The 21,418-nt window shown below is 68.6% G+C and carries 19 protein-coding genes; 18 read left to right on the top strand and 1 reads right to left on the bottom strand.

Annotated elements, in window-relative coordinates; genetic code table 11:
- Positions 1-36 precede the first annotated feature (36 nt).
- The 16 genes from murD (at position 37) to AB0H42_RS03625 (ending at position 18,043) form a co-directional block, all read left to right on the top strand.
- On the top strand, positions 37-1,503 hold the full coding sequence (gene murD / locus AB0H42_RS03550) for a UDP-N-acetylmuramoyl-L-alanine--D-glutamate ligase (protein WP_357049572.1): 1,467 nt from the start codon (positions 37-39) through the stop codon (positions 1,501-1,503).
- Positions 1,500-2,939 (top strand): putative lipid II flippase FtsW, encoded by a 1,440-nt coding sequence (ftsW, locus tag AB0H42_RS03555; RefSeq protein WP_357049189.1) that lies wholly within the window; start codon positions 1,500-1,502, stop codon positions 2,937-2,939. The genes murD and ftsW overlap by 4 nt, the downstream gene beginning before the upstream one ends.
- Positions 2,936-4,081, top strand: a complete 1,146-nt coding sequence (gene murG, locus AB0H42_RS03560; protein WP_357049192.1) for an undecaprenyldiphospho-muramoylpentapeptide beta-N-acetylglucosaminyltransferase — start codon at positions 2,936-2,938, stop codon at positions 4,079-4,081. The genes ftsW and murG overlap by 4 nt, the downstream gene beginning before the upstream one ends.
- Before the next feature lie 68 nt (positions 4,082-4,149).
- Positions 4,150-5,589 carry a UDP-N-acetylmuramate--L-alanine ligase gene (murC, locus tag AB0H42_RS03565; protein ID WP_357049575.1) on the top strand — a complete coding sequence of 480 codons (1,440 nt, stop codon included), beginning with the start codon at positions 4,150-4,152 and terminating at the stop codon, positions 5,587-5,589.
- Between the two features lie 6 nt (positions 5,590-5,595).
- Positions 5,596-6,288: an FtsQ-type POTRA domain-containing protein gene (locus AB0H42_RS03570; protein WP_357049195.1), complete on the top strand. Its 693-nt coding sequence runs from the start codon at positions 5,596-5,598 to the stop codon at positions 6,286-6,288.
- Between the two features lie 385 nt (positions 6,289-6,673).
- Positions 6,674-7,966, top strand: coding sequence for a cell division protein FtsZ (ftsZ, locus tag AB0H42_RS03575; RefSeq protein ID WP_357049197.1), 1,293 nt, complete (start codon positions 6,674-6,676; stop codon positions 7,964-7,966).
- 125 nt (positions 7,967-8,091) lie between these two features.
- A complete protein-coding gene (gene pgeF / locus AB0H42_RS03580; protein ID WP_357049200.1) occupies positions 8,092-8,823 on the top strand; it encodes a peptidoglycan editing factor PgeF in 732 nt (243 codons plus the stop codon).
- Positions 8,824-8,983: 160 nt separating this feature from the next.
- Complete coding sequence (locus AB0H42_RS03585; protein WP_357049203.1) at positions 8,984-9,814, top strand: YggS family pyridoxal phosphate-dependent enzyme; 831 nt, start codon at positions 8,984-8,986, stop codon at positions 9,812-9,814.
- Positions 9,815-9,921: 107 nt separating this feature from the next.
- Positions 9,922-10,167, top strand: a complete 246-nt coding sequence (locus tag AB0H42_RS03590) for a hypothetical protein (RefSeq protein WP_357049206.1) — start codon at positions 9,922-9,924, stop codon at positions 10,165-10,167.
- Positions 10,164-10,940 carry a cell division protein SepF gene (gene sepF / locus AB0H42_RS03595; protein WP_357049209.1) on the top strand — a complete coding sequence of 259 codons (777 nt, stop codon included), beginning with the start codon at positions 10,164-10,166 and terminating at the stop codon, positions 10,938-10,940. Before AB0H42_RS03590 ends, sepF begins: the two co-directional genes overlap by 4 nt.
- Before the next feature lie 90 nt (positions 10,941-11,030).
- Positions 11,031-11,333: a YggT family protein gene (locus tag AB0H42_RS03600; RefSeq protein WP_030523839.1), complete on the top strand. Its 303-nt coding sequence runs from the start codon at positions 11,031-11,033 to the stop codon at positions 11,331-11,333.
- 63 nt (positions 11,334-11,396) lie between these two features.
- Positions 11,397-12,233: a DivIVA domain-containing protein gene (locus AB0H42_RS03605; RefSeq protein ID WP_357049212.1), complete on the top strand. Its 837-nt coding sequence runs from the start codon at positions 11,397-11,399 to the stop codon at positions 12,231-12,233.
- 56 nt (positions 12,234-12,289) lie between these two features.
- Positions 12,290-12,487 carry a hypothetical protein gene (locus tag AB0H42_RS03610; RefSeq protein ID WP_357049214.1) on the top strand — a complete coding sequence of 66 codons (198 nt, stop codon included), beginning with the start codon at positions 12,290-12,292 and terminating at the stop codon, positions 12,485-12,487.
- Between the two features lie 361 nt (positions 12,488-12,848).
- Complete coding sequence (gene ileS, locus AB0H42_RS03615) at positions 12,849-15,986, top strand: isoleucine--tRNA ligase (RefSeq protein WP_357049217.1); 3,138 nt, start codon at positions 12,849-12,851, stop codon at positions 15,984-15,986.
- A gap of 318 nt (positions 15,987-16,304) precedes the next feature.
- Positions 16,305-17,246 carry a hypothetical protein gene (locus AB0H42_RS03620; RefSeq protein WP_357049220.1) on the top strand — a complete coding sequence of 314 codons (942 nt, stop codon included), beginning with the start codon at positions 16,305-16,307 and terminating at the stop codon, positions 17,244-17,246.
- A 317-nt stretch (positions 17,247-17,563) separates the two neighbouring features.
- The gene (locus AB0H42_RS03625; RefSeq protein ID WP_357049577.1) at positions 17,564-18,043 is read left to right on the top strand and encodes an NlpC/P60 family protein; all 480 of its coding nucleotides are present in this window, start codon (positions 17,564-17,566) and stop codon (positions 18,041-18,043) included.
- 33 nt (positions 18,044-18,076) lie between these two features.
- On the opposite strand, the gene AB0H42_RS03630 is transcribed toward AB0H42_RS03625, so the two are convergent.
- Complete coding sequence (locus AB0H42_RS03630) at positions 18,077-18,952, bottom strand: UTP--glucose-1-phosphate uridylyltransferase (protein WP_357049223.1); 876 nt, start codon at positions 18,950-18,952, stop codon at positions 18,077-18,079.
- A gap of 371 nt (positions 18,953-19,323) precedes the next feature.
- On the opposite strand from AB0H42_RS03630, the gene AB0H42_RS03635 reads away from it, so the two are divergent.
- Positions 19,324-20,787, top strand: coding sequence for a DNA polymerase IV (locus AB0H42_RS03635; protein ID WP_357049580.1), 1,464 nt, complete (start codon positions 19,324-19,326; stop codon positions 20,785-20,787).
- Between the two features lie 96 nt (positions 20,788-20,883).
- Positions 20,884-21,390 carry a hypothetical protein gene (locus tag AB0H42_RS03640; RefSeq protein ID WP_357049225.1) on the top strand — a complete coding sequence of 169 codons (507 nt, stop codon included), beginning with the start codon at positions 20,884-20,886 and terminating at the stop codon, positions 21,388-21,390.
- Positions 21,391-21,418: the final 28 nt, after the last annotated feature.

Raw genomic sequence — 21,418 nt, forward strand, 5'->3', positions numbered from 1 at the left:
GAACATACGCCCCGGGCCCTGCGTTCGCCGGGACCGATGCTGGAATTCCTGCGCGGACGCGATGTGCTGGTCGCCGGATGGGGTATCTCGGGTCGTTCGCTGATCACGCCGCTGCGCGATATCGGGGCCCGGCCGGTGGTGACCGACAGCGGTGCCGCGGCGCTGGCCGAAGCCGCCGGACTGGGCCTGGACATCGTGCCCACGGCCGAAGTGGAGGACACCGACTGGTCGCGGTTCGCGCTGGTGATCACCAGTCCCGGCTGGCGGCCGGACTCCCCGGTCCTGGCCTCGGCGGTATCCGAGGGTATCCCGGTCTGGGGCGATGTCGAATTCGCGTGGTGGGTGGATCAGGCCCGGATCTACGGTCCGGTCCGCAAATGGCTCGTGGTCACCGGCACCAACGGGAAGACCACAACCACGCAGATGACCCATTCCATTCTGCGGGCCGCCGGTATTCCCAGTGTCGCCTGCGGCAATATCGGGCTGCCGATCCTGGACGCCCTGCGCCGCAGTCCCGGGCCGCAGGTGCTGGCGGTGGAGTTGTCGTCGTTCCAGTTGCACTGGGCGCCGTCGGTGCGGCCGGAGGCCGGTGTCGTGCTGAACGTGGCCGAGGACCATCTGGACTGGCACGGGGGGCTCGACGCCTACGCCGCCGCCAAATCGCGGGCCCTGCTGGGGCGGGTCGGGGTCGTCGGACTCGACGACCCGGTGGCCGCCCGCTTGGCCCGCCGCTCGAAGGCGCGCCGCACGATCGGGTTCCGGATCGGCGTCCCGGCCGACGGTGAACTCGGCGTGGTCGACGGCAAACTGCTGGACCGGGCGTTCACCAAGGCGGCGATCCTGGCCGAGTCGAAGGAGATCAGCCCGCCCGGCCCGGCCGGTATCGCCGACGCCCTGGCCGCCGCCGCGCTGACCCGGGCCATCGATGTGGCGCCGCAGTTCGTCCGTGAGGGCCTGATCGAGCACAAGGTCGGCCCGCACCGGTCGGCACTGGTGCGCGAACTCGGCGGCGTCGAGTTCATCGACGACTCCAAGGCCACCAATCCGCACGCCGCGCGCTCGTCGATCCTGGGCCATCAGCATGTCGTCTGGATCGCCGGCGGCCAGCTCAAGGGCGCCGGCGTCGAGGATTTGGTGGAGGAGGTCGCCGAGCGGCTGGTCGCGGTCGTGTTGTTCGGTGCCGACGCCCCGGTGATCGCGGCCGCGCTGGCGCGACACGCGCCGGAAGTCCCCGTGGTCGAGTTGGATACGCGGGATCATGCCGGTATGGGGCAGGCAGTCATGGACGAGGCGATCACCGGGACCCGCAACACCGAAATCGCCGACGCGGTGATGGAGCGTGCGGTGCGGGAGGCGGCGGCGTTCGCCGGACCCGGCGATACCGTGTTGCTCGCGCCGGCGGCGGCCTCGCTGGACATGTTCACCGACTACACCCACCGGGGCCGCAGCTTCGCCGGTGCGGTCGAGGATCTGAAGGACGAGGACCTCGGGCGGCGGTTATGAGACAGCGCGGCACGCGACAGGTCCAGGCGGGCCGATTCGGCGCCTGGCTGGCGCGGCCGCTGGCCTCGTTCCATCTCGTCGTCACCATCGCCACCCTGCTCACCGTGCTGGGGCTGGTGATGGTGTTGTCGGCCTCCAGCGTGGAGTCCTATGCCGATGGTGGGTCGGCGTATTCGCTGTTCGTCCAGCAGATGATGTACGCGACGGTCGGCGCGGTGCTGTTCTATCTCGCGTTGCGGATACCGTTCCGGCGGTTGCGTCAGCTGTCCTTCCCGGTGTTCGCGGTATCGGTACTGCTGCTGGTCCTCGTGCTGATCCCGGGGGTCGGCAGTACGGTCAACGGCGCGCGCCGCTGGATCGATCTGGGACTGTTCTCGATTCAGCCGTCGGAACTGGTGAAGGTGACGTTCGTGGTGTGGGGCGCCCACCTGCTGATCTCGCGGCGGGCCGCGGGGCGGGCGGCCAACGATCCGGGTGGGTTGAAGAACCTCCTGGTGCCGCTGGTTCCGGCCGGCCTGCTGGTGTGCCTGTTGATCGTGTTGCAGCCGAACCTGTCCACCACCATCGCGCTCGGCATCGTCCTGCTGGCGCTGCTGTGGTTCGGTGGCCTGCCGGTGCGGTTGTTCGTGGCCATCCTCGCCTCGGGCGCCATCGCCGCCCTCGCCCTCGCGCTCTCGGCCGGCTACCGCTCCGACCGGATGCGCGCCTTCTTCAATCCCGCCGACGACCCCCAGGGCATCAACTATCAGGCTCGGCAGGCGATGTACTCGCTGGCCGACGGCGGTCTGTGGGGTCGCGGGCTCGGGCAGAGCCGGGCCAAATGGAGCTATCTGCCCAACTCCCACAACGACTTCATCTTCGCCATCATCGGCGAGGAACTCGGGTTCCTGGGCTGCACGCTGGTGCTGGGTTTGTTCGCGCTGTTCGTCTACGCCGGCCTGCGGATCGCCGCCCGCTCGGTGGACCCGTTCCTGCGCCTGCTCACCGCCACCGCCACCACCTGGATCACCGGGCAGGCACTGATCAACATCGGCTATGTGGTGGGCCTGCTGCCGGTCACCGGACTGCAGTTGCCGCTGGTGTCGGCGGGCGGTTCGTCGCTGGCCCTGACACTGTTCATGTTCGGCATCATCGCCAACGCGGCCCGGCACGAACCCGAGGCGGTGGCGGCCCTGCATGCCGGACAGGACGGGCGGGTCAGTCGCCTGCTGCGGCTGCCGAAACCGGAGGTCTACCATCCCGTGCGGACCCGCGCCGCCGCGGCCGATCGCGACCGGGGTCCGGCGCGCCGCCCGGCCCGCGGCGAGCCCCGGGACGAGCCCGCGCGGGCCCGGCCGCGCGCCAACAGCCGGGGTACCGACACCCTGCGGGCCACCCGGGCCTGGGAGCCCAGCTATTCGGTGACACACGCACGAGAACGGGGAAGAAACAGGTGAGCGCACCACGGTCCGCAGGCGAGCACACGGCGCCGCGCGCGGACGCGATATCGGTGATCGTCGCGGGTGGCGGTACGGCCGGGCATATCGAACCGGCCCTGGCCGTCGCCGACGCGTTGCGGCGACTCGATCCCGGGATCCGGGTGACCGCGCTCGGCACCGAGCGCGGACTGGAAACGACCCTGGTGCCCGAACGGGGGTACCCGCTCGAACTCATCCCACCGGTGCCGTTGCCGCGCAAGCCCAGTGCCGATCTGCTGCGGCTGCCGGGCCGGGTCCGGGCCTCGGTGCGGCGTACCCGCGAGATCATCGACGCCGTCGAGGCGGATGTGATCGTCGGGTTCGGCGGTTATGTGGCGCTGCCCGCCTACCTCGCCGCGGGCCGTGGGGCCCTGCGGCGCCGTCGCGCGGTGCCGGTGGTGGTGCACGAGGCCAACGCGAAGGCGGGGATCGCCAACAAGGTCGGCGCGCGGCGCGCGACCCGGGTACTGGCCGCGGTACCGGATTCCGGGCTCGACGCCGAGATCGTCGGCATTCCGGTGCGGGAGGCGATCACCTCCCTCGACCGGGCCGGACTGCGCGCGCAGGCGCGGGAGCATTTCGGGCTGCCCGCGACCGGTCCGGTGCTCCTGGTGTTCGGCGGTTCCCAGGGGGCACGGTCGCTCAACGACGCGATCTCGGGTGCGGCCCCGCAACTGGCCGCGGCCGGTATCTCCGTGCTGCATGCCCACGGTCCCAAGAACACGCTGGATGTCTCCTCCACCGACCCCGCCGCGCCCTATGTGGCGGTGCCCTACCTGTCACGGATGGATCTCGCCTACGCCGCCGCCGACGCGGTGGTCTGCCGGTCCGGGGCGATGACCGTCGCCGAGGTGTCGGCGGTCGGGTTGCCCGCGGTCTATGTACCGCTGCCGCACGGAAACGGTGAACAGGAACTCAACGCCCGGCCCGTCGTCGCGGCCGGTGGTGGCAGAATCGTTGCCGACCCCGAACTGTCCCCGAAATATGTGATCGACGAGGTGATACCGCTGCTCACGGATCCAGCACGCATAGCCGAGATGGGTCGTGCCGCCGCCGGCGCCGGCCATCGCGATGCCGCCGACGAGGTCGCCCGGATCGTGCTTCGGGCGGCGGGCCGGTGAGCGGGGAGCAGACGCCCGCACCGGAAACCGGCCCCGGCGCCCTGCCGCCGGAGCTGGCCCGGGTACACATGGTCGGTATCGGCGGCGCCGGGATGTCGGGTATCGCCCGCATCCTGCTGTCGCGCGGGGGCGAGGTCTCCGGGTCCGATGCCAAGGAGAGCCGCGGTGTCCTCGCCCTGCGGGCCCGGGGCGCCCAGGTGCGGATCGGCCACGACGCCGGTGCGCTGGATCTGCTGCCCGGTGGGCCGACGGTGGTGGTGACGACCTACGCGGCCATTCCCAAGACCAACCCCGAACTGGTGGAGGCGCATCGCCGCGAGATCCCGGTGCTGCTGCGGCCCACCGTGCTGGCGGCCCTGATGAGCGGGCATCGCACGCTACTCGTCTCGGGGACGCACGGGAAGACCTCCACCACCTCGATGCTCATCGTCTCCCTGCAGCACTGCGGACTGGACCCGTCCTTCGCGGTGGGTGGTGAGCTCAACGAGGCGGGAACCAACGCCCATCACGGCAGCGGCGATATCTTCGTCGCCGAAGCCGACGAGAGCGACGGGTCCCTGCTGCAGTACGACCCGGATGTCGCGGTGGTCACCAATATCGAATCCGATCACCTGGATTTCTTCGGTTCCGACGACGCCTATGTGCAGGTGTTCGACGATTTCACCGATCGCCTCGCCGATGGCGGGCTGCTGGTGGTGTGCCTGGACGATCCCGGCGCCCGGGCTCTCGCCGAACGCACCGGGCAGCGGCTGGCCGACCGCGGCGTGCGGGTACTCGGGTACGGCACCGGGGAACTGCCCGATGCGCCGGTTCCGGTCGGGGTGCGCCTGCACAGCTGGGAACCGCGGGATGTCGGCGGTATCGCTCACTTCCAGCTCGCCGACGAACCCGCCCCGCGCACCCTGCGTCTTTCCGTGCCCGGCCGGCATATGGCGCTCAACGCGCTGGCCGCGCTGCTGACCGCGCGGGCGGCCGGCGCCGACGTCGACGAGATCATCCAGGGGTTGGAGGGTTTCGGCGGGGTACACCGCCGCTTCCAGTTCGTGGGCCGGGAGAACCGGGTGCGGGTCTTCGACGACTACGCCCACCATCCCACCGAGGTCCGGGCGGTGCTCGGGGCCGCCGCCGAACTGGTGGACCAGGAGGCGCGCGACGGTGCGCTGTCGCGCCGGGGCCGGGTGATCGTGGTCTTCCAGCCGCATCTCTACAGTCGGACAGCGACCTTCGCCGCCGAATTCGGCGCGGCCCTCGACCTCGCCGACGAAGTGGTGGTGCTCGATGTCTACGGGGCGCGCGAAGAGCCGCTGCCCGGGGTCAACGGTGCGCTGGTCGCCCAGTCGGTGCACAAATCCGTGCACTATCAACCCGATATGTCCCGAGTGGGCCGCCAGGTGGCGGGTCTCGCCCAGCCCGGTGATGTGGTGATCACCATGGGCGCCGGTGATGTCACCATGCTCGGCAGCCAGATTCTGGACGGACTACGCGCGCGTCCGCAGTACGGGCGGTGAGGCGGGGTGCGGGCCGGGACGCCACGATTCGGGGTGGGCGGATTGCGGCGTTTCCGGCTGTGGGCGCTACCCGCGCTCGCCCTGGTCATCACGCTGGCCGCGCTCGCGTGGTTCTCGCCGCTGCTGTCGGTCCGCGAGGTACGGATCGATGGGGCGGGCGAGATCCCGGAGGAACAGATCCGCGAACTGCTCCAGGTTCCGGAGACCGGTTCGATCCTGCGGATCGATACCGCGGCGATGGCCGCGCGGGTGGCGACCATCCCGAAGATCCGCAGCGCCCGGGTTCAGCGAGTGCTGCCGTCGACCGTGCGGGTGCGGATCGAGCCGCGAACCCCGGTGCTGTACTACGACTCTCCCGAGGGTGCGCATCTACTGGACGCCGACGGTATCGAGTACGCGATCGAGCCCGCGCCGATCGGGGTGCCGCAGTTGGTCACCGCCCGGCCGGGCGGTGCCGACGAGCTCACCCGGGCCGCGGTCGCGGTGGCCCGGGTACTGCCGCCGGCGCTGGAGGTGCAGGTGGAAACCATCCGTGCCGTGGGCGCGTCGGAGATTTCCCTGACATTGCGCGACGGTCGCACGGTACTGTGGGGCAGCAGCGAGGACGGCGAACGCAAATCGGCAGTGGTACTGCCGCTGCTCACTCAGCCGGGAACCGTGTTCGACGTCTCGAGTCCCAGTCTGGTCACGGTAAAATGATTCCCAGCAATCTTGTTCGGTTCGTTCCTGTTCGGTTCGCAGCTCCGCCTCGGCCCCGGACGATCGCCCGGAGACCGCATGTGGCGGCAGCCGGGGGCGTCCCACGATGTGGGCGCGGGCCGCTGGGCAACCGTTCACGATACGTCGCGTACCGCCCTGGTAGAAGCAAGTTCGCCGAAGAAACTGGTTATCGTCTCGGCGCGCCTGCGAGCGGATCGCGACGGCGGCGAATAGCGTTCCGCACCAGTCGGATACTTGACATAACTCCAACCCTATGGTTGAGGTTCAGGGTTTGCTCGGATCGTGGTCCGCGGATCGTAATCGCGCGGAACGGTATCGGGCATCCGAAAACGACAGACTTTGGATCTAAGGAAGGCGAGAGCTCATGACGCCCCCGCACAACTACCTTGCCGTGATCAAGGTCGTCGGTATCGGCGGCGGCGGCGTGAACGCCGTCAACCGAATGATCGAGCAGGGTCTCAAGGGTGTCGAGTTCATCGCGGTGAACACCGACGCCCAGGCACTGCTGATGAGCGATGCCGACGTGAAGCTCGATGTCGGGCGGGAGCTCACCCGGGGGCTCGGCGCCGGCGCCGACCCCGAGGTAGGCCGTAAGGCCGCCGAGGATCACAAGGACGAGATCGAAGAGGTGCTCAAGGGCGCCGATATGGTCTTCGTGACCGCCGGTGAGGGCGGTGGTACCGGTACCGGCGGGGCGCCCGTCGTGGCGAGTATCGCGCGCAAGCTGGGTGCGCTGACCATAGGAGTCGTCACCCGGCCCTTCTCCTTCGAGGGGAAGCGGCGCGGGAACCAGGCCGAGGTCGGTATCAACCTGCTGCGCGAATCATGCGACACCCTGATCGTGATTCCCAACGATCGGCTGCTGCAACTGGGCGATGCCGCGGTGAGCCTGATGGACGCCTTCCGCTCGGCCGACGAGGTGCTCCTCAACGGTGTGCAGGGCATCACCGACCTGATCACCACCCCGGGTCTGATCAACGTCGACTTCGCCGACGTCAAGAGCGTGATGTCCGGGGCCGGTAGCGCGCTGATGGGTATCGGTTCGTCCAGAGGGGAGGGCAGGTCGGTCAAAGCGGCCGAGGCGGCGATCAATTCACCGCTGCTGGAGGCCTCGATGGACGGTGCGCACGGGGTGCTGCTCTCGATCGCCGGCGGTTCGGATCTGGGCCTGTTCGAGATCAACGAGGCCGCCTCGCTGGTGCAGGAGGCCGCGCATATCGAGGCCAACATCATCTTCGGTACGGTCATCGACGATTCGCTCGGCGACGAGGTGCGCGTCACTGTGATCGCCGCGGGATTCGACGGCGGTGGTCCCGCCCGGCGGACGTTCGATCCGGCGACCACCCGCGGATCGTTGGGATCCGGGCGCACCGCGGAGATCTCGGCGCAATCGCGGACCGCCGAACTCGGTCAGTCCCGGACCGCCGAACTCGGCGGGGCCCGCGGCCATTCCGAAGCGTCGGCCTCGACCCGTTCGTCGGACCCCGGTTCGGCGATCGCGCGCGGCCCGGCCCCGAGCTACCGCGATACCGAACGCACCCGTCCGCCGGTGGATCCGACGCTGACCCACAACAGCCGGTCCCATATCCAGCCGCCGCCGGATCTGCCCGACGATGACGACGACGATGTGGACGTCCCGGATTTCATGCGCCGCTGAACCCGGCGCCGTGTCACCGGTGGTGATCCGCCCGCGCCGAGTGCGCGGGCGGTCCGCTGTCGCGGGTGCGCGTGCCGCCGCCGGACGAGGCGGAGCCGCTCCGAACTGGCACTAGGCTCGGTGGCATGACAGCGGCACCGGTACTCACCGTTCGACGGGTCGTCACCACGCGCGCCGGAGGTTTCTCCGCGCCGCCCTACGATTCGTTCAACCTCGGCGATCATGTCGGCGACGATCCGGAGGCGGTGCGGCGCAACCGCGCCCGGCTCGCCGACACGCTGGGGCTGCCCGCCGATCACGTGATCTGGATGGAACAGATCCACGGCCGCACGATCGCGACGGTGGACGGGCCCCGCACCGAACCGTTTCCCGGCACCGACGCCCTGGTCACCTCCCGGCCGGGGCTGGCGCTGGTGGTGCTGTCCGCCGATTGCGTACCCCTGCTGCTTTCCGACGACGAGGCGGGGGTCGTGGCCGCCGTGCACGCCGGGCGGGTGGGCGCGCGTATCGGCATCGTGCCGCGGGTGCTGGCGGCGATGGTCGCCGCCGGCGCCCGGCCCGATCGCATCGGTGCGCTGCTCGGCCCCGCCGCCAGCGGCCGGCAGTACGAGGTGCCCGCCGCGATGCGGGCCGATGTCGAAGCCCATCTGCCCGGTAGCGCCACCACCACGGTGCGTGGCACCCCCGGCCTGGATCTGCGCGCGGGCATCCGGCGGCAGCTGACCGCCGCCGGAGTTACGGCGGTCGCCGAGGATCCGCGCTGCACCATCGAGGACACCGCACTCTTCAGCCACCGTCGCGGCGCGCCGACCGGGCGATTGGGCAGTGTCATCTGGATGGAATCGGGTACAGCGTGAGAGACCGACCGGTCCGCGCTGTCGCATTCCGCCGTCGCGACCGCGTGGTCGGCGCGAATCATCAACTCGCGCATAATGTTCGACGTACGGCCGATGCTCGGTCACTGGGAGATGGGAGACCGATGACGGCGCAGAGACCGTGGCGGATCGGCACGCGGAGATGAGCGGCGCTCGCGCCGGGGGCCACGGCGGACCCGAAACCACCCGCACGGTGGCGGATTCCGCCGATCGGCCGGGACCGTCTGTCCCGGACAGTCGGGGTGCCGCGGCCGGAAACGACTCCCGTACCGCGGAACTGGCCGATAATCTCGCGCGGCTGCTCGCCCGTATCGATGCAGCGTGCGTCGCTGCGGGCCGGGATCCGGGAGAGGTCCGGCTGCTGCCGGTGACGAAATATTTTCCGGCCTCCGATATCGCCGCGCTGTATCGTCTGGGCCGCCGCGACTTCGGGGAAAACCGTCCGCAGGAGGCCGGTGCCAAGGCCGCGGAGCTGGACGATCCCGGGATGCGCTGGCATCTGATCGGCCGGCTGCAGCGGAACAAAGCACGCCAGGTGGTGCGCTGGGCCCACGCGGTGCATTCGGTGGACAGCGAACGCCTGGCGACCGCGCTCGCCACGGCCACCGCGGCCGCCCTGGATGCCGGGGAGCGGAACACTCCGCTGGAGGTGCTGATTCAGGTGAGCCTGGACGCCGACCCGGCGCGGGGCGGGGTGGATCCGGCCGCGCTGCCGGCGCTGGCCGATCGGATCGCGGACGCCACGGAACTGCGTCTGGCTGGGATTATGGCCATTCCGCCGCGGGCCGTCGATCCGGACGCGGAGTTCGCCCGCCTGGCCGAATTGCATGCCCGGCTGCGCGCCGGACATCCAGGGGCGACGGAGTTGTCCGCCGGAATGTCCGATGATCTTGAAAGAGCTATTGCCCATGGATCCACGTGTGTGCGTGTCGGTACCGCTCTCATGGGTGCCCGGCCGATAACCTCGGCGTAGCAAACAAACCTCATCAGTCACATTCGACACATATGCTGGGACACGACGAGGGCTGAGCAAGACTTCAACACCCGGCCGCCACCGGGGCCGAAGGAAGGTCGACCAGAATGAGCGAGCGCAGCGAGCGAGTATTCGACGCAGCCACAATCGTGGTCATGACGGAGCCGAGCGACAGCGAGGCGCGGTCATCGACTGAGCGCAGCGAGCGAGTTGTGGGCGCAGCCACGAGCGTGCTCGTGACGGAGCCGAGCGCAAGCGAGGCGCGGTCGGTGAGTGAGCGCGGCGAGCGAGTTGTGGGCGCAGCCACGAGCGTGCTCGTGACCGAGCCGAGCGCGAGCGAGGCGCGGTCATGAGCACGCTGCACAAGTTCAAGGCGTACTTCGGCATGGTTCCGCTCGAGGATTACGAGGACGACTACGTCGACGATCGCACCCCGCGGGGGGTCGAGGATCGTGGCGGACGCCGGTCGCGTGACTACGCCGACCGCGCCCCCCGCGACTACGACGATCGTCCGGACTACGACCGGTACCCCGAGGACCGCTACGACGGTCCCGACTACCGTGACGTGCCCTACAAGTCGTCCTATCAGCCCAGCTACCCCGCGCCGCGCCGGGACGACTACCCGGGCGACGCCTACGAGGACGATTACGAGGGACCACGCCGCCCCACCCGGATCGACGCCGCCGCCTCCGGCCGGTATCGTCCGGGCGGCGGTGCCTCCCTGCGCGGTGCGACCAGGGGAGCGCTGGCAGTCGATCCCGATGCCGAGGAGCGGCGGCTGGCCGAGCGGGTCCGCCCCGAACCGGTTGCCGCTCGCCGTCCCGCGATCTTCGAGGACGGAGGTCCCTTGTCCAAGATCACCACGCTGCGTCCGCGTGATTACAGCGAAGCCGCGATCATCGGTGAGCGGTTCCGCGAGGGCAACCCGGTGATCATGGATCTGGTCGACCTCAGCAATGCCGATGCCAAACGCCTCGTCGACTTCGCCGCCGGGCTGGCCTTCGCGCTGCGCGGCTCGTTCGACAAGGTGGCGACCAAGGTGTTCCTGCTCTCCCCGGCCGATGTGGACGTATCGGCCGAGGAGCGACGCCGCATCGCGGAAACCGGGTTCTACAACCAGAAATAGCGAGCGGCTCGCCCGGCCGGGCGCCACGTGGTACGAACAAGATCGGCGCGGGCATTTTGCACCGCGCCGATTTTGCGGCAGAGTGAGGTCGTGGCCTTGTTCGCGGTGCTGTACTTCGTACTGTTCATCTTCTGGCTGTTGCTCATCAGCCGGGTGATCGTCGAGTTCATCCGGAGCTTCGCCCGCGACTGGCGTCCCACCGGGGTGGTCGTCGTGATCCTCGAGGTAATCTTCACCATCACCGATCCCCCCGTGAAGCTGCTGCGGCGGCTGATCCCGCCGGTCTCCCTGGGCGGAATTCGGCTCGATTTATCGATTATGGTTCTGTTGTTCCTGGTCTTCATCCTGATGTCGGTGGTGAGCCGGCTCGGACAGCCGGTAGCGCCGGTGTGACAGAATGGGCCGTGAAGACTTGCCAGAGCCGCTAGATCTGCCAACGCGCGAAGGGATCCTTCCATGCCGCTGACCCCAGCCGATGTGCACAACGTCGCGTTCAGCAAACCGCCTATCGGCAAACGCGGCTACAACGAGGATGAAGTCGATGCCTTCCTGGATTTGGTGGAGCAGGAACTTTCGCGGCTGATCGAGGAGAACGCCGACCTTCGCCAGCGGGTTGCCGAGCTCGATGCCGAATTGGCCGATGCCAAGTCCAGTCGCGGCCCGGGCCTGCACAAACCGGTACAGCAGGCCCCGCCTCCGGAACCGATCAAACCCCCGGTCCAGGCACCACCGTCGGCACCCATCCCGGTGGTCCCGGCTGCCCCGTCGGCCGCCGACGCCGCGGCCGACGCGAATATGCAGGCCGCGAAGGTACTGAGTCTGGCGCAGGAGATGGCCGATCGGCTCACCAGCGATGCCAAGTCCGAAGCCGAGAATTTGCTGGCGAACGCACGGGTCAATTCCGAGCGGATGGTCAACGACGCGCGGGTGCGGTCGGACGAGATGATCGCCGACGCGCGGCACAAGTCCGACGCGATGCTCAGCGACGCCCAGACCCGCTCGGACAGCCAGCTGCGCCAGGCCAAGGAGAAGGCCGACGCGCTGCAGGCCGACGCCGAGCGTAAGCACACCGAGATCATGGGAACCATCACCCAGCAGCGCAATGTGCTGGAGAGCCGGATCCAGACCCTGAAAACCTTCGAACGCGAGTATCGGGTGCGGCTCAAGTCGTATCTGGAATCGCAGCTCGAAGAGCTGGAAAACCGTGGTTCGGCCGTGCCTGTCGACGAGGGTGACTCCTTCGATACCGGGGCCAACCAGCTCGCTCCCGCCTCGTTCGGCAAAGGCGAGTAAACGCCCGATACCGCTGGGAGCGAACGGGCGCCCGGCCTGCTGTTCTGGGGGTCATCATGCTTGTCCTGACACTGGCGCTGGCCACGATCGGCCTGGCCCTGCTGATCCTGTCCCTGGCCACCGGCTCGGTGATCTGGGCATGGGGCTGCATCGCCGTATGCGTTGTCGGCGCTGTGGTGTTGCTGGCGAGCGCGCTGTCGATGCGCGCGCCCGATGAGGAACTGCCACCGCGGGATCAGCACGCGAAACGCTGACGAGAAAAACGGGCGAGAACCAAAACGTCCTTCCGGGTTGCGGGTGCTGCGGCTCCGCGGGCGGTTGTATAAGTGGTTGACCGTCCTGGTTAGAATCAAACCTGTAAGTCGGCGACGATCCGGCCATCACCGGGGAGCTTTCGGAAGAACGGCGCCACGCGGTGCTCTGTATGCCGCGCACGCTCAGTAGAACCGAACGGGTGAGCCCGTCACAGCTCGTAACGAGAGGTCCACCCGGTTCGCCGGGGCCGGACAAGCGGGGTGGTACCGCGGTTCCGGCGCACCCGTTGCGCCGCGATCGTCCCCGTGCCGAGATATCGCGCCTCAGGGCGCGCCGGGCACGAGGAGATGTGTATCCGCGATGGCGGACGAGAAATCCAGTAGCAGCGCATATCCGCGCGTCGATCTCGGCGGCGGATCCGGTGTGTCCTTCCCCGAGCTGGAACAGGCCGTGCTGGACACCTGGGCCGCCGACGGAACCTTCCGCGCCAGTATCGACAACCGGGCCGGCGCCGAGGAGTTCGTCTTCTACGACGGACCGCCGTTTGCCAACGGTCTGCCACATTACGGTCATTTGCTGACCGGTTATGTCAAAGATGTCATCCCCCGTTTCCAGACCATGCGCGGTAAGCGGGTCGAGCGACGTTTCGGGTGGGACACCCACGGGCTGCCGGCGGAAATCGAAGCGGAAAAGCAGCTCGGTATCACGGACAAATCACAGATCGACTCGATGGGGCTCGCGGAATTCAATGCCGCGTGCAAGTCGTCGGTGCTCCGCTATACCGGTGAATGGCGCGATTATGTGACCCGACAGGCCCGCTGGGTCGACTTCGACAACGACTACAAGACACTCGATCTCGACTTCATGGAGTCGGTGATGTGGGCGTTCAAGTCGCTCTACGACAAGGGCCTGATCTACCAGGGCTTCCGGGTGCTGCCCTACAGCTGGTACGAGCAGACGCCGCTGTCGAACCAGGAGGCCAAGCTCGACGACGCCTACCGGATGCGCCAGGACCCGGCGGTGACGGTGGATATGGTGCTCACGGTTCCCGAGGACCATCCGCTGCGGGACCTGGATGGCGCCAATGCGCTGATCTGGACCACCACCCCGTGGACGCTGCCGTCCAACCTCGCCGTCGCGGTACATCCGGACCTCCGGTACGTACAGGTGCGCGGCGCGGACGGCAAACGCTATGTCCTCGCGGCAGAGCGGGTCACCCACTATGCGCGGGAACTCGGTGAGCGGCCCGAGGTGCTCGGGGAGTACGACGGGGCCGCACTGGTCGATCTGCGCTATACGCCGCCGTTCGACTTCTTCGCCGGGCATCCGAATGCGCACCGGGTGCTCTCGGCCGACTATGTCACCACCGATTCCGGTACCGGCATCGTGCACATGGCGCCCGCCTTCGGTGAAGAGGATATGGACGTCTGCACCGCGAACGGTATCGAGCTGGTGCAGCCGCTCGATCCGGGCGGCAAGTTCACCTCCATGGTGCCGCCGTACGAGGGTCTCATGGTGTTCGACGCCAATCCGGTGATCATCAAAGACCTCAAGGCCGCCGGGAAACTGCTGCGGCAGGAGACCGTCGACCACTCCTATCCGCACAGCTGGCGTTCCGGACAGCCGCTGATCTATATGGCCGTGCCCTCCTGGTTCGTGGCGGTGACGCAGTTCCGCGAGCGCATGGTGGAGCTGAACAAACAGATCAGCTGGGTGCCCGAGCACATCCGCGACGGGCAGTTCGGCAAATGGCTCGAGAACGCGCGCGACTGGAACATCAGCCGGAACCGATACTGGGGCAGCCCGATCCCGGTGTGGATGTCCGACGATCCCGCGTATCCGCGGATCGATGTCTACGGTTCGCTCGACGAGCTCGAACGCGACTTCGGCGTGCGGCCCACGGATCTGCACCGTCCCGCGATCGACGAGCTGACCCGGCCCAACCCGGACGACCCGACCGGGCAGTCCACCATGCGCCGGGTGCCGGAGGTGCTGGACTGCTGGTTCGAATCGGGGTCCATGCCGTACGCGCAGGTCCACTTCCCGTTCGAGAACAAGGAGTGGTTCGACTCGCACTTCCCCGGCGATTTCATCGTCGAGTACAACGGCCAGACCCGCGGCTGGTTCTACAACCTGCACGTCCTGTCCACGGCATTGTTCGACAGCCCCGCGTTCAGGAATGTGGTCGCGCACGGCATCGTGCTCGGCGACGACGGGCTCAAGATGAGCAAGTCCAAGCGCAACTACCCGGATGTGAACGAGGTGTTCGACCGGGACGGCTCCGATGCCATGCGCTGGTTCCTGATGAGTTCGCCGATCCTGCGGGGCGGCAACCTCATCGTCACCGAGCGCGGTATCCGCGAAGGCGTGAGCCATGCGCTGCGGCCGCTGTGGAACGCCTGGACGTTCCTGCAGTTGTACGCCGCCGAACCCGGGGTGTGGCGGACGGATTCGACCAACGCGCTGGATCGTTACATCCTGGCGAAGCTGGCGCAGACCCGCGATGTGATGACCACCGCGCTGGAGGAGTTCGATATCGCCGGCGCCTGCGAGGAACTGCGTACCTTCGCCGACGCGCTGACGAACTGGTATGTGCGCCGGTCGCGTGCCCGGTTCTGGGCCGAGGACCGCGACGGGGTCGACACCCTGCACACGGTGCTCGAGGTGGTGACGCGGTTGGCGGCTCCGCTGCTGCCGCTGGTCACCGAGGTCATCTGGCGGGGTCTGACCGGTGAGCGCTCGGTGCACCTGACGGACTGGCCGGCCGCCGATACCCTCCCGCACGATCCGGAGCTGGTCGCCGCGATGGACGAGGCGCGGAGTGTGTGTTCGACCGTGCTGAGCCTGCGCAAGGCGCAGAAGTTGCGGGTGCGGCTGCCGTTGGCGGAGGTGACGATCGCCGCTTCCGACGCGGAGCGGCTGGCCCCCTATGCCGATATCATCGCCGACGAGGTGAACGTCAAGAAGGTCGATCTGACCACCGATGTCGCCGCGCACGGCCGATTCGAGCTGGCGGTCAACGCGCGTGCCGCCGGACCCCGCCTGGGCAAGGATGTGCAGCGGGTGATCAAGGCGGTCAAGGCGGGTGACTGGTCGGAGAACGCGGACGGGGTGGTCAGTGCGGCCGGGATCGAACTGCTGCCCGAGGAGTACACCCAGCGCCTGGTGGCGGCCGAACCGGAATCCACCGCCGCCCTGCCCGGTAATGCGGGTCTGGTGGTGCTGGATTCGGTGGTCACCGAGGAATTGGAGGCCGAGGGCTGGGCCCGCGATGTCATCCGGGATCTGCAGGAGACCCGGAAATCGCTCGGCCTCGACGTCTCCGATCGCATCACCGTGGCTCTCGAGGTGCCGGCCGACCGGCAGGATTGGGCGCGCACGCATCGGGAGTTGATCGCGGGGGAGATCCTGGCGGTCGAGCTGGAATTCGGGCCGGCCGGTCCGGACGCCGCGGAGCTCACCGGCGGGATGCGGGCCCGGATCGTCAAGGCGGGCTGAGTCATTGCTGCCGGCCGGATCATCGGTCCGGTCGGCAGCGGGCGTTCGGCAGCGGCGAGACGTCGGGAATGCCGCCGCAGCCGGGCAGATTCGGACACGTGGGCCTCGGCCGCGTTCCAGCGGTTCGGGCAGCCGGCTGTCCGGCCGGCCGAGCGGTGGCGCCGGCCCGGCCGCGGGCGGCGGAAATTCCGGCGGCCGACGCGCTGCCAGGCGTACGTTGAACCGGGTTGGGTCCCCGCGGTAGTGGCCGGAGAACAGGCCCGGCCGCGGCATCCGTGCCCATGGCCGAGCCGGCGGCGCGCACTAGGGTGAAGTCTTATGGCTTCGGACAATCCCGACGAGTGGTGGCAGCATTCCCCCGAGGGACAACAGAAGAGTTCCCCGTCGGGGCAGTGGCAGCAGGGGTACCCCGCCCAGGGCGGACAGCAGGATCCGGGCGTGCAGTGGGGACAGACCGCGGGCTATGGCCCGCATCCCACTCCGCAGCAGGGCGCGTGGGAGGTGCCGCCGCCGGGGAGCGGGGGATACGGCGGGCCGCCGTCGAAGAACAACGGCCCGTTGATCGCGGTGCTGGTCGCCGTGGTGGTGCTGGTCCTGATCGGTGTCGTCGGGCTGGTGGCGCTGCAGTCGCGGGATTCGGCGGAGAACACCGCGGCCGGAACGCCTGCGCAGGTGAGCGATTCCGCGAGGCCGTCGAGTTCGGCACCGGCCACCTCGACCACCGCGACCACCAGCGCCTTGCCCTCCGCGGGTGAGCCGGCGCTGCGTGCGGGGCTGGCGCCGGTCGCCGTACTCGGCCCGACCTGGCAGGACGGTGAGAGCACCTACACGATGGCATTCAAGGACTGGCCCTTCGCTTTTCGAACGCCCGGCTCCTGGGGATGTCTGAAGGGGTCGGTCGACAAGATCCCGGATGCCCAGGCGTGGGGTTGTGTGGACGAGAGCAATTCCGCTGCCGGACAGCGGGTCAACCTCATTCTCCGCAAATGTCCAGCGACCTGTGACGCCGCCACTCAGGCCCAGTTCAACGCCGACTGGTTCGATGCGCCGGACACGGCGCGGAAGTTCGACGACCGGACCTCCTATGTGGAGACCGCGGCCAATGACGAAGGCAAGTTCACGGTGGATTTCAGCCGCTTCTTCGCGGTGGAACCGGGTGGTGAGCCGGTCTGGCAGGTGGGGGTCTACGTGGAGTCGCCGACGGCCACCAAGGATGTGGTTCTCAAGACGCTGAACGATGTGGCCACTCAAACGCAATAAACATTTTTGTGATGTTCATCACATGCTAGATGTTTGCTAGAAGCTTGTCGCCCTTCTGCGGGCCGGGCAAAATCATCCTCGATACCGCTGAGTCCGGTCCTCCGGACCACCGGGAACGGTGATCATTTCGTTCGGTTCTACCTGAGTGAAGTTGCGCCGAAGCCGATTCACCCGGCGCGACCCCTGTGGTTGGCGGTATCCCCACCCTCCGTGGCGGATGCCGCGAGAACACCGGGACGCCGCACGGTGTCCCGGGCACCGACGGGCAGAAGGGTGGGCAAGTGATCGGAATTGCACTGCGCCGGGGTATCGCCGGCATGCTTTTCGCGACGGCCGTCGGCGCTGTCGCCGCCGCCCCCGGGTGGGCGCAGACCGGAAGCGGGGCCAGTGGATCGGCCTCCGGATCCGGATCGCTCAGCGCCAGTGGATCGGCCGCGTTACCGGTCTCCAGCAGCAACGGGCTCGGCGCGCTGGCCGCCGCGACCTCGCAGACCGGGAAGATGTACGAATGGGGCGCCACCGGCCCGGATACCTGGGACTGCTCCGGTCTCGTCCAGTGGGCTTTCCGTCAGGTGGGTGTCATGCTGCCGCGCACCACCTGGGAGCAGGCCGAAGTGGGTGTCTCGGTGCCGCGGTACGCGCTCTCGCCGGGTGATGTGATCATCATCAACTCCGACGCCTCCCATGTCGGGATCTACGCCGGGTTCGGCCAGGTGCTCAATGCCTACGGCGCCGGCGTACCGGTCGGGCTCAGCCCGCTCGACCAGTTCTACATCTACAGCATCCGCCGTTTCTGAGGCTGCGGCGGCAGCGTCGCCGCCGAACCGTGGTCAGTCGACCTGCCGGCGCAGCAGTGGCCCATAGTCGGGGTGGGCCAGCGCCGAGGCGAACTGCGCGATGAGATAGTCGCCGGGGTTTCCTGTGTCGTACCAGCGGCCCTGGATGACCTGCCCGTAGACCGCATGGTTGGCGGCATAGGCATTGATGGAATCGGTCAGGTAGACCTCGCCGGTGCGGTGGGTGTACCAGTCCTCCGTCTGCGCCCGCAGTTCGTCGATGATCCCCGGCGTCACCACATAGCCGCCGATCGCGGCGAAGGCCGAGGGGGCATCCTCGGGTTTGGGTTTCTCCACCAGGCCCGATATGCGCAGCAGGCCGTCGTCCAGGTCCTCCCGGACCACCGGGACGCCGTAGCGCTGCGATTCGTTCGGATTCATCGGCATCAGTGCCAGTACCGGGCAGCCCGTCGATTCGTAGGCGCGGATCAGCTGCTGCGCCCGTGGTTCCTCGGCGACGAAGACATCGTCGGGCCACAGCACCAGCATCGGTTCGTCGGCGGCGGTCCGGGCCGCGTTGAGTACCGGGGTCCCGTTCCCGTAGGGGCCGTGCTGATCGAGATAGGTGATGTGACCCAGCCGGGACAGTTCGCCGACCTCTTCCACCGCGTCCGCGTAGGCGGTCTTGCCGTCGGCACGCAGCTGGGCCACCAGTGCGGGATTGGGCCGGAAATGGTCCTGGATCAGTGATTTTCCGCTGCTGACCACAATGGTGATATCGGTGATCCCGGAGGCCACCAGCTCACGTACCGTGTGCTCGATCACCGGCTTGTCGCCGACCGGCAGCATCTCCTTGGGGATCGCCTTGGTCAGCGGCAGCAGGCGGGAACCGATACCGGCAGCGGGAATGACGGCCTTACGGATCTTCATCGTCCGATCATCACATATCCGTCAGCCGGGGCGCGGTATCCCGGTCCGGTCCCGCGATCCCGGAAACGCCGGGTGGCCGGGTGGATCGTGGCGGGCGGGCCGCCCGGCGGCAAGGTCCCGGGACAGGTCTGCGGGCGGAGAGAACTCCCGGCAACCGGTCCGCATCCTGTCTCCTGTCGGTACGGCCGCGTACATTCTGCGCTCATGGACTCCACGGTCAGGGACAGCGGCCGCGGCGGAGGCGGCCGCCGCCGGGTGCCGCCGTGGTGGCCGGCCGGTGCGCCGCGAGCCGCTCCGTGGTGAGCGGCCGGCATCCCGAGGCCGGCGCCGGACCGGTCCTGCCGCCGATCGGCGAGACTTCCCGGCGCTGGGTGCTCCATATCGATATGGATGCCTTCTTCGCCTCCTGTGAACAACTCACCCGCCCCACCCTGCGTGGCCGCCCGGTTCTGGTCGGCGGGACCGGTGCGCGCGGGGTGGTGGCCGGGGCGAGTTACGAAGCGCGGGTGTTCGGGGCGCGTTCGGCCATGCCGATGCAGCAGGCGCGGCGGCTGGTCGGGGTGTCGGCGGTGGTGGTCCCCCCGCGGGGTGCGCTGTACAGCGTGCTGAGCGGCCGGGTCTTCGATACCTTGCGTGCCCGGGTCCCGGTACTGGAAACCCTGTCGTTCGACGAGGCGTTCGCCGAGCCCGCCGAACTGGCCGGGGCGAGCGCGGCGGCGGTGGAGGCGTTCTGCGCCGGACTGCGGGCAGCGGTGCGGGAGCGTACGGGCCTGGTCGCCTCGGTGGGTGCCGGCAGCGGGAAACAGCTGGCCAAGATCGCCTCCGGCATGGCCAAACCCGATGGCATCCGGGTGATCGCGCCGGATGAGCAGCAGGCACTGCTGGCCGCGCTGCCGGTGCGCAAACTCTGGGGCATCGGCCCGGTGGCCGAGGGCCGGCTGCGCACTCTCGGGATCGAAACCGTGGGCGCCTTCGCCGCGCTACCGGAGGCCGAGGCGGTATCGATCCTGGGCGGCAGTATCGGCGCGGCGCTGCACCGTCTCGCTCGCGGTATCGACGACCGTCCGGTTACCGAACGCGCCGAGGCCAAACAGATCAGCGCCGAGACCACCTACGAACACGACATCGTCACCCTGGAGCGGTTGCGCCCGGCGATCACCGAGATGGCCGCCGCCGCGCACCGCCGGCTCGGCCGCGACGGCCGCGCCGCCCGGACCGTGGTACTGAAGCTCCGGCGCGCCGATATGAGTATCACCACGCGTTCCACCACCCTGCCCTACGCGACCGAGGATCTGCCCACACTGACCGCCGCCGCGCAGCGGGCCGCGATCGACCCGCGGGAGCTGGGTCCGATCCGGTTGGTCGGTGTCGGCTACGCCGGGCTGTCCAGCATCCGGCAGGAATCGCTGTTCCCGGAACTGGACCGACAGGGTGGCGAGCCCGCCGAATCGTCCGGCGGGGTCGCGGGGGAGCCGGGTGGTGCCCCCGATTCTCTGACGACGGTCGAAGAGAGCTCTGAGGATTCGGTAAGACATCCGGCGGGACCGGCGCGTTCCGTGGACACGACGGCCGGTTCGGTCCCGCCGCCCGGCGGGGTCGCCGAAAACTCTCCCGGCTCGCGGGATTCCGGCGTTTCCGCTGGTAGTAGTATGCCCTGGCGACCGGGTTCGGATGTGCGGCATCCCGAATTCGGGTTCGGCTGGGTGCAGGGGGCGGGCCACGGACGAGTGACCGTCCGGTTCGAGACCCGCTCGACAGGACCGGGGATCGCGCGTACTTTCGCTGCCGACAATACGGAGTTGTGCTCAGCGGATCCGCTCGCCAGCTTGTCCTGAGGGCCCGCCGGGTAGGTTGGTCCGGGCAGCGTCGCCGGTTCCGGTGGCTCTGCCGTAGTGCATGACACCGAACCCTCGAACGCAAAGGACGAGCAGTTGAAGCTTCGCAAGACCGGACGTATCGCGATCGCCGGCGTGGCCGCCGTGGCCGCGCTGACCCTGACGGCGTGTGGTAGCGATGATTCCGACTCGGACAGCAAGGCCGCGAGCACCACGTCCGCGTCGGTGGCCGCCTCGGAAGAGGCGTCCGATCTGCCGCCGGTGCCCACCGTGGCCGACCTGAACGCTCAACTCCAGCGCGCCCTCGACCCGGCCGTGCCCAACGAGGAGAAGCTGGACATGATGCAGGGCGCCGAGGCGGATCCGGAACTGCCGGGCAAATTGGCCCAGTTCTATACGGATTCGGGCGCCACCATCGAGGTCACCGAGGTCAACGATTTCGCCGACACCATCAACGCCAAGGCCAACTTCAAGCTGGGCGACACCCAGAACGTGGTCGATGTCCCGTTTGTCGCCGAGGACGGTGTGTGGAAGGTCGAGAAGACCTGGACCTGCAATATGCTCGCTCAGGCCCAGGTGCAGTCCGCGGCCTGCGCGGCCTGATTCCGCAGCGTGCAAACCAGCCGGTCCG

The sequence above is a fragment of the Nocardia sp. NPDC050799 genome, from assembly GCF_040654015.1.
Lineage (GTDB): Bacteria > Actinomycetota > Actinomycetes > Mycobacteriales > Mycobacteriaceae > Nocardia.